7 protein-coding genes are annotated in these 6474 nt (G+C 68.3%); 4 read left to right on the top strand and 3 right to left on the bottom strand.

The genetic code is table 11. From position 1 onward, the window contains the following. Positions 1–322: hypothetical protein (locus AC1D1G_RS21565; RefSeq protein WP_477953609.1), on the top strand; the 322-nt coding region annotated here is incomplete at its 5' end. Here AC1D1G_RS21565 and AC1D1G_RS21560 read toward each other — a convergent pair. The 3 genes from AC1D1G_RS21560 to AC1D1G_RS21550 form a co-directional block, all read right to left on the bottom strand. Further along, positions 257–943 (bottom strand): M50 family metallopeptidase, encoded by a 687-nt coding sequence (locus AC1D1G_RS21560; RefSeq protein WP_477953607.1) that lies wholly within the window; start codon positions 941–943, stop codon positions 257–259. The two genes, AC1D1G_RS21565 and AC1D1G_RS21560, sit on opposite strands and share 66 nt — an antisense overlap. A gap of 58 nt (positions 944–1001) precedes the next feature. Further along, complete coding sequence (locus AC1D1G_RS21555) at positions 1002–2957, bottom strand: aconitate hydratase (protein WP_477953606.1); 1956 nt, start codon at positions 2955–2957, stop codon at positions 1002–1004. Between the two features lie 130 nt (positions 2958–3087). Then, entirely contained in the window at positions 3088–4275 is a 1188-nt protein-coding gene (locus tag AC1D1G_RS21550) for an AAA family ATPase (protein WP_477953610.1), read from the bottom strand. A gap of 169 nt (positions 4276–4444) precedes the next feature. Here AC1D1G_RS21550 and shbA point away from each other — a divergent pair, with 169 nt between their 5' ends. The 3 genes from shbA to AC1D1G_RS21535 are packed head-to-tail and all read left to right on the top strand — an operon-like array spanning position 4445 to position 6470. Next, positions 4445–5032 carry an RNA polymerase sigma factor ShbA gene (gene shbA / locus AC1D1G_RS21545; protein ID WP_477953605.1) on the top strand — a complete coding sequence of 196 codons (588 nt, stop codon included), beginning with the start codon at positions 4445–4447 and terminating at the stop codon, positions 5030–5032. Between the two features lie 53 nt (positions 5033–5085). Continuing rightward, positions 5086–6183, top strand: coding sequence for a WD40/YVTN/BNR-like repeat-containing protein (locus AC1D1G_RS21540; RefSeq protein WP_477953603.1), 1098 nt, complete (start codon positions 5086–5088; stop codon positions 6181–6183). Continuing rightward, entirely contained in the window at positions 6180–6470 is a 291-nt protein-coding gene (locus tag AC1D1G_RS21535; protein ID WP_280780462.1) for a MoaD/ThiS family protein, read from the top strand. The genes AC1D1G_RS21540 and AC1D1G_RS21535 overlap by 4 nt, the downstream gene beginning before the upstream one ends. Positions 6471–6474 lie beyond the last annotated feature (4 nt).

Here is a 6474-nt window from a genome sequence, read left to right as displayed (position 1 = left end):
GACCCGGTTGTACGAGGACTACGTCGACGTCGTCGACGCTGCCGCCGACTTCGTACCGGGACACTTCGACGGCGACCTGGCGTTCTTCGGCGCTGCCAGGAACGGATCCCAGCCCGCTCCGGCGAGCGCAACGTGGCGGCCGTGGATCGATGGGGACGTCATCGCACACACCGTCGACCGCCCACACACCCGGATGACCGACCCGGAGGCGCTGGCCGTCATCGGACCGATCCTGGCCGAATACCTGGCGGGCGCCTCAGCCACCGACGGGACGGAGAATCCACCAGCCACCCAGTGCGAGGCAGCTCAGCGTCACGAGTAGGGACAGACCCACCCAGACGATGCCGGGAACGCGGGTGAGCCGCGCCAGCTGATCCGCATCCGACTCCGGTGCCGCGCCGCGGGCGCGTTGCCGCTGCAGTTCGAGGACCGGACGCGGCGCGGCGACGAGCATGAACAGGGTGATCAGATACGCCGCGGCCACCTGCTGGTCCTGCGTCCCGAACCACACGAGTCCGAACAGCAGCGCCCCGACCACCGTCAGGGAGAACAACCCGTACAGGTTTCGGACGAGGATCAGCATGGCCGCAAGAGCGACGACACCGATCCACAGCACCGCGACCGCGTGCTGGGTGCCCAGCACCCAGGCCGCACCGAGCCCCAGAACGGCAGGACCCACGTAGCCGGCGAACGTCATGAGGACCACACCGAGCCCGGTCGGTTTGCCGGACGAGATGGCGACACCCGACGTGTCCGAGTGCAGCCGCACCCCCTTCAGCGTTCGACCGAACAGCAGGGCGACCACCAGATGCGCAGCCTCGTGCACGATGGTCACCACGTTGCGGGTGACTCGCCAGGCGTGCGGTTCGAGGACGAGTATCACCGCCACCACCGCCGTGACCTGAACGATCCAGGGAGCCGGCGCGGGGCTGACGGCGCTCATGCGCTCCCACAGCGATTGAATTCCATTCATCGGCGCCGAGTGTACGGCGACCGGCCGATCACTCCCTGCGTGCCAGCTGTGGAATCAATCCGCCCGCGAGCACATCGTCGACCTGACGTGGGGACAGCCGATGACGCACCGGGATCTCCACGTCACGGGTCGAGTCGAACAGGGTCAGGTGGGGGCCGGAACGAATGGCCTCCCGAACCCCGTCGAGGACAAGCACGTCGTCCTGCCGGATCGTGTCGTAGTCGTCCGGGTTCTCGAATTCGAGCGCGAGGACACCGAAGTTGGCGAGGTTCTGCCAGTGGATACGGGCGAACGAGGTGGCGATCACCGCGTGCAACCCGAGGTAGCGCGGGGTGATCGCGGCGTGCTCACGCGAGGACCCCTGCCCGTAGTTGTCACCGCCGACGATGAAATGCCCGGTGGTCTTCGCCGTCTTCTCCGCGCGCGCCGGATAGGTCTCGTCCACCTGGGTGAACGTGAACCGGGACAGCTTGGGAATGTTGGAGCGGAACGGCAGGGCCCGCGCCCCGGCCGGAGAGATCTCGTCGGTGGAGATGTTGTCCCCGACCTTGAGAAGTACCGGTGCCTCGATGCGGTCGGGCAGGGGCGGAAACTCGGGCAGGGACGAGATGTTGGGACCCTTCACGAGTTCGACGAGCCGAGCCTCCTCCTCGGGCAGCGGAGCCACCAGCATGGCCGTGTTGACGGTGGCCTCGTCCGGAAGTGTGATCTCCGGGTACGGCATCCCCACTTTCTCCGCCCAGTCCCGCGGGTCGGTGATCACCCCGGTGAGAGCCGACGCCGCCGCCGTCTCGGGTGAACACAGCCACACGGAATCCTCACGGGTGCCCGAACGCCCCGGGAAATTGCGGGGCATCGTCCGGAGGGAATTCCGGCCGGTCGCCGGCGCCTGGCCCATGCCGATGCAGCCCATGCACCCGGATTGATGAATTCGCGCGCCTGCCACGACGAGCGCGAGCGTGGCGCCCATCTTCGTCAGATCGGAAAGGATCTCCCGCGAACTCGGATTGACGTCGAAGCTCACGCTCGGGTCGGTCTGCCTCCCCGACACCATGGCCGCAGCGATCGCGAAATCGCGCAGCCCGGGATTGGCGGACGACCCGATCACCACCTGGCTGACGTCCTCACCGGCGACCTCCCGGACGGGCACCACGTTTCCCGGCGAAGACGGTTTCGCGATCAGCGGCTCGATCGTCGACAGGTCGAGGTGTTCGTGCACGTCGTATTCCGCGCCTGCATCGGCGAGCAGTTCCACGAAGTCGGCTTCCCTGCCCTCGGCGCGCAGGAAATCGCGGACGGCGTCGTCGGCGGGAAAGATGGACGTCGTGGCGCCCAGTTCGGCGCCCATGTTCGCGATCACGTGACGATCCATCGCCGTCAACGTTGCGAGCCCCTCACCGTGGTATTCGATGATTCTGTTGAGCCCGCCCTTGACCCCGTGGCGGCGGAGCATCTCGAGGATGACGTCCTTCGCCGAACTCCAGTCGGGGAGCCTGCCGGTCAACTCCACACCCCAGATCTGAGGCATCCGCAGGTGCAGGGGCTGACCCGCGATCGCCATGGCTACCTCGAGCCCACCGACGCCGATCGCGAGCATGCCCAGCGATCCCGCCGCCGGTGTGTGCGAGTCGGAACCGACCATGGTCTTGCCGGGAACACCGAAGCGCTGCATGTGGGTGGGATGAGAGACCCCGTTGCCCGGCTTCGAGAACCACAACCCGTACCRCAGCGCGGCGGTGCGGAGGAACTCGTGGTCCTCGGCGTTCTTCTCGTCGGTCTGCAGCAGATTGTGGTCGACGTATTGCGCGCTCAACTCGGTCTTGATGCGATCGAGGTGGAGCGCCTCGAGTTCCTGCATCACCAGGGTTCCGGTGGCGTCCTGGGTGAGGGTCTGGTCGATCCGGATCGAGATCTCCTCGCCCGGTTCCATCCGGCCGTCGAGGAGGTGTGCACCGATGACCTTGCGGGCGACAGTGTCCGACATCGCTGATCCCTTCGTCGTACCTCCAGGATGCGCCGGAGTCACGGCGAGGGCCAGCGCCCCGAACACGTCCGGCACTCGACAGGACAATCTTCGGCTATCTAGGCAAATTCGTAGAGAAAGCTAGATTCCGCTAGTCGTTCTGCTCCCGCAGATACTTGCCGAAGTGCGGCACGGTGAATCCGATCGACCCGCGCTCGGCCGAATAGATCAGGCCCTTCTTGATCAGCCCGTCCCGCGCCGGTGACAGCGACGCGGGTTTGCGGCCGAGCTCGGAGGCGATCGCCGACGTGGCGACCGGTCCGTCGTCCCCGGAGAGGTCGGCCATCGCCCGCATGTACTCCCGCTCGGCAGGCGTCGCGCGCTCGTACCGCGACCCGAAGAACCCGACCGCGAGTTCCTCCTCCGCGGTGGGGGCGGCCACCCGCACGTCCTCCTCAGTGATCGGGCTGGCCGCGGCCACGTCCCACGTCGCCTTGCCGTAGGCCTGGACAAAATAGGGGTAGCCGTCGGCCGCGGCGTACAACGCGTCGAGCGCCTCGTCCGTGAACTTCACGTCCTCCCGCTCGGCGGGCGCGATCAATGCCCGATCGGCCGACACCCGGTCCAGCCGGTCGATGCGGTGATAGCTGAACAGCCGCTCCGAGTAACTCTTGGACGCCGACAGCACCGCGGGCAGGTGCGGCAGGCCGGCTCCGACCACGATCAGCGGCGCCGCGTCCTGGCTGAGCTCGTGGCACGCCCCGCACACCGCCGAGACGTCCGCGGCGCCGAGGTCCTGCATCTCGTCGATGAACAGTGCGATCCCGACCCCGACGTCGCGGGCCAGGGACGACGCGTCGAGCAGCAGTTCCACCAGGTCGATCTCGATGTCGCCGGAATCGGCGCGCCCCTTCACCGCGGGGGCGTCGATGCCCGGCTGCCACCGCTCCCGCATGCCCTTGTCGGCCGTCGCGCGCAGGGCGAACGACTTCAGGACGCCGAGGAACTCCTCCACCCGGTCGGGGTCGCGATGCGAGCCCGCGATCTCCCGCACCGCCATGTGCAACGCCGACGACAGCGGCCGCCGCAGATCCTGATCCGGGCGGGCCTCGATCTTCCCCGTGCCCCACCGCCGCGAGATGGCGGCCGACCGCAGGTGGTTCAGCAGGACCGTCTTCCCGACGCCGCGCAGACCCGTCAGCATCACACTGCGTTCCGGGCGACCGCGCGCGATCCGCTCGAGCACCACGTCGAACGCGTCGAGCTGCCTGGTTCGGCCCGCGAGCTCCGGCGGGCGTTGCCCCGCGCCGGGCGCATAGGGGTTACGGACAGGGTCCATGGCCACGAAGGTAACAACCTCTGTTGCCGAATCTGCGCTCATCTAGCGCGTGTCCTAGATCCCACTATGAAGTCCTAGCCGGGGTGGTGACTTTCGCACCCTTCGGTGCCTATCGACGATCGCGCGTTCCCCCGAGGCTGGATGCAGCACCGGGAACAGGGAGAACACCATGATCGAGTTGGACGCCAGAGCCGAGTTGGAACGCCTCGCGCCGCACGCAGCGACGGGCGATGAGAACGCCGTCGAAGAGGTTCTCCGCATCGCGCACCCACTCGTGCACCGCTACTGCACGAGCAGGCTCGAGTTGGTGGATCACCCGCACGCCACCGCCGACGACGTCACCCAGGATGTGTGCCTCGCGTTGATGAGTTCCCTGCGGACGTACGAGAATCAGGGGAAGTCGCTGCTGTCGTTCATCTTCGGCATCGCCGCGCACAAGGTGTCCGACGCGCGGCGCCGCGCCACCCGGTTGTCCGCACCGACCACCGCGCGCGGCGCTGCCGCACATCATGTGGTGGACGTCGAGGACGGCCCCGAGCATCACGTCCTGCGCCGCGAACTGCGCGGCGAGATGGGCCAGCTCGTCGAGACCCTTCCGGTCCGGCACCAGCAGATCCTCTTCATGCGCGTCATCGTGGGAATGTCGGCCGAGCAGACCGCACGGGTCCTGGACACCACTCCGGGCGCCGTCCGTGTCGCCCAGCACCGGGCGCTGAGCCACCTGCGGGCGAGGATCGGGCACGGGCCTGCCCGCTGAGAGTTCCCGCCCCGTCGTTGCCAATTGCGGGGGCCGAGTGGTCCGATGGATTCATGAGCGCACCCGACACGGTCCTGGTCGCTATCGGAACGAAGAAGGGCCTGTGGCTGGCCACCAGCCGCGACCGCGCCACCTGGGCGTTGTCAGGCCCGCACTTCCTGATGAACGAGATTCCGAGTATCGGGATCGACACGCGGGCCGGCCGCACCCGCATTCTGGTCGGGGTCCGATCCGAGCACTGGGGTCCCACCGTCGCGCACTCCGACGACCTGGGTGCCACCTGGACCGAACCGGACCACGGCGCCATCCGCTTCGGCGACGGTGACGGCGCCGCGCTCGAGCGAGTGTGGCAGCTCCGGCCCGACACGGACGACCGTCCGGGCGTCGTGTGGGCGGGGTGCGAACCCATCTCGGTGTGGCGGTCGGTCGACGGCGGCGAGCATTTCGACCTCGAACGTGGGCTGTGGGACCATCCGCACCGCCTCGAGTGGGGAGCCGGATATGGCGGTGCCGCAGCGCATTCCGTCGCCCCTCATCCACAGGACGAGAACACGGTGCATGTCGCGATGAGCACCGGAGGTGTCTACCGCACCACGGACGGGGGCGCGTCCTGGGAGCCGCGCAACACCGGGATCACGGCCTACTTCCTGCCGGACCCGAACCCGGAGTTCGGCCAGTGCGTCCACAAGATCGCCCGCGACGCCGTCGTTCCCGACCGGTTGTACGCCCAGAACCATCACGGCGTCTACCGCTCCGACGACAGCGGCGACACGTGGAAGTCGATCGCGGACGGACTGCCGACGGACTTCGGGTTCGTGATGCTCACCCATCCCCGCCGGGAGGGAACCATCTGGGTCGTTCCGATCGAGGCGGACGGCAAACGGATCCCACCCGACGGCCGGCTGGCCGCCTACCGGAGCGAGGACGCCGGGAACAGCTGGACCCGCCTCGACAGCGGGCTGCCGGAACGCGACTACAACGTGGTGCTGCGCGATGCCGCCGCAGTGGACACCGCCGACCCGGTCGGGGTGTATTTCGGCACGCGCGGCGGCGAGGTCTACGGGAGCGCCGACGAGGGTGCCTCGTTCGGCACGGTCGCGGCGCATCTGCCCGACGTCCTGTGTGTGCGGGCCGCGGTGATCGCGTCATGAGCGGGGGCGTCACCGTGCGGGTTCCGCGGGCACTGGCGTCGATCGTCGGCGGTGAACGCTCCGTGCACGTTCCCCTCGACGCCGCCTCGACGGTGTCCCACGTGCTCGACGTCCTCGCGGGCGAGTTCCCGATTCTCGGCCGGCGGATTCGCGACGAGACCGGCGCCCTGCGGCGGTACGTCAATGTCTACGTGGACGGCGAGGACGTCCGGCTCCTCGGCGGCGTCGGCACCGAGGTGACGCCCGGGCAGGAACTGCAGATTCTGCAGTCCGTGGCCGGCGGCTGAGCGC

It is taken from the genome of Rhodococcus sp. P3_B8, assembly GCF_056402775.1.
Note: the sequence above shows the minus strand (reverse complement) of the source record. Positions and strands in the feature narration are given on the sequence as shown.

Excerpts from the sequence above, each read along its gene's own strand:
- AC1D1G_RS21560 (WP_477953607.1), bottom strand. The coding sequence starts at position 943 with ATGAGCGCCGTCAGCCCCGCGCCGGCTCCCTGGATCGTTCAGGTCACG.
- AC1D1G_RS21550 (WP_477953610.1), bottom strand. The coding sequence starts at position 4,275 with ATGGACCCTGTCCGTAACCCCTATGCGCCCGGCGCGGGGCAACGCCCG.
- shbA (WP_477953605.1), top strand. The coding sequence starts at position 4,445 with ATGATCGAGTTGGACGCCAGAGCCGAGTTGGAACGCCTCGCGCCGCAC.
- AC1D1G_RS21540 (WP_477953603.1), top strand. The coding sequence starts at position 5,086 with ATGAGCGCACCCGACACGGTCCTGGTCGCTATCGGAACGAAGAAGGGC.
- AC1D1G_RS21535 (WP_280780462.1), top strand. The coding sequence starts at position 6,180 with ATGAGCGGGGGCGTCACCGTGCGGGTTCCGCGGGCACTGGCGTCGATC.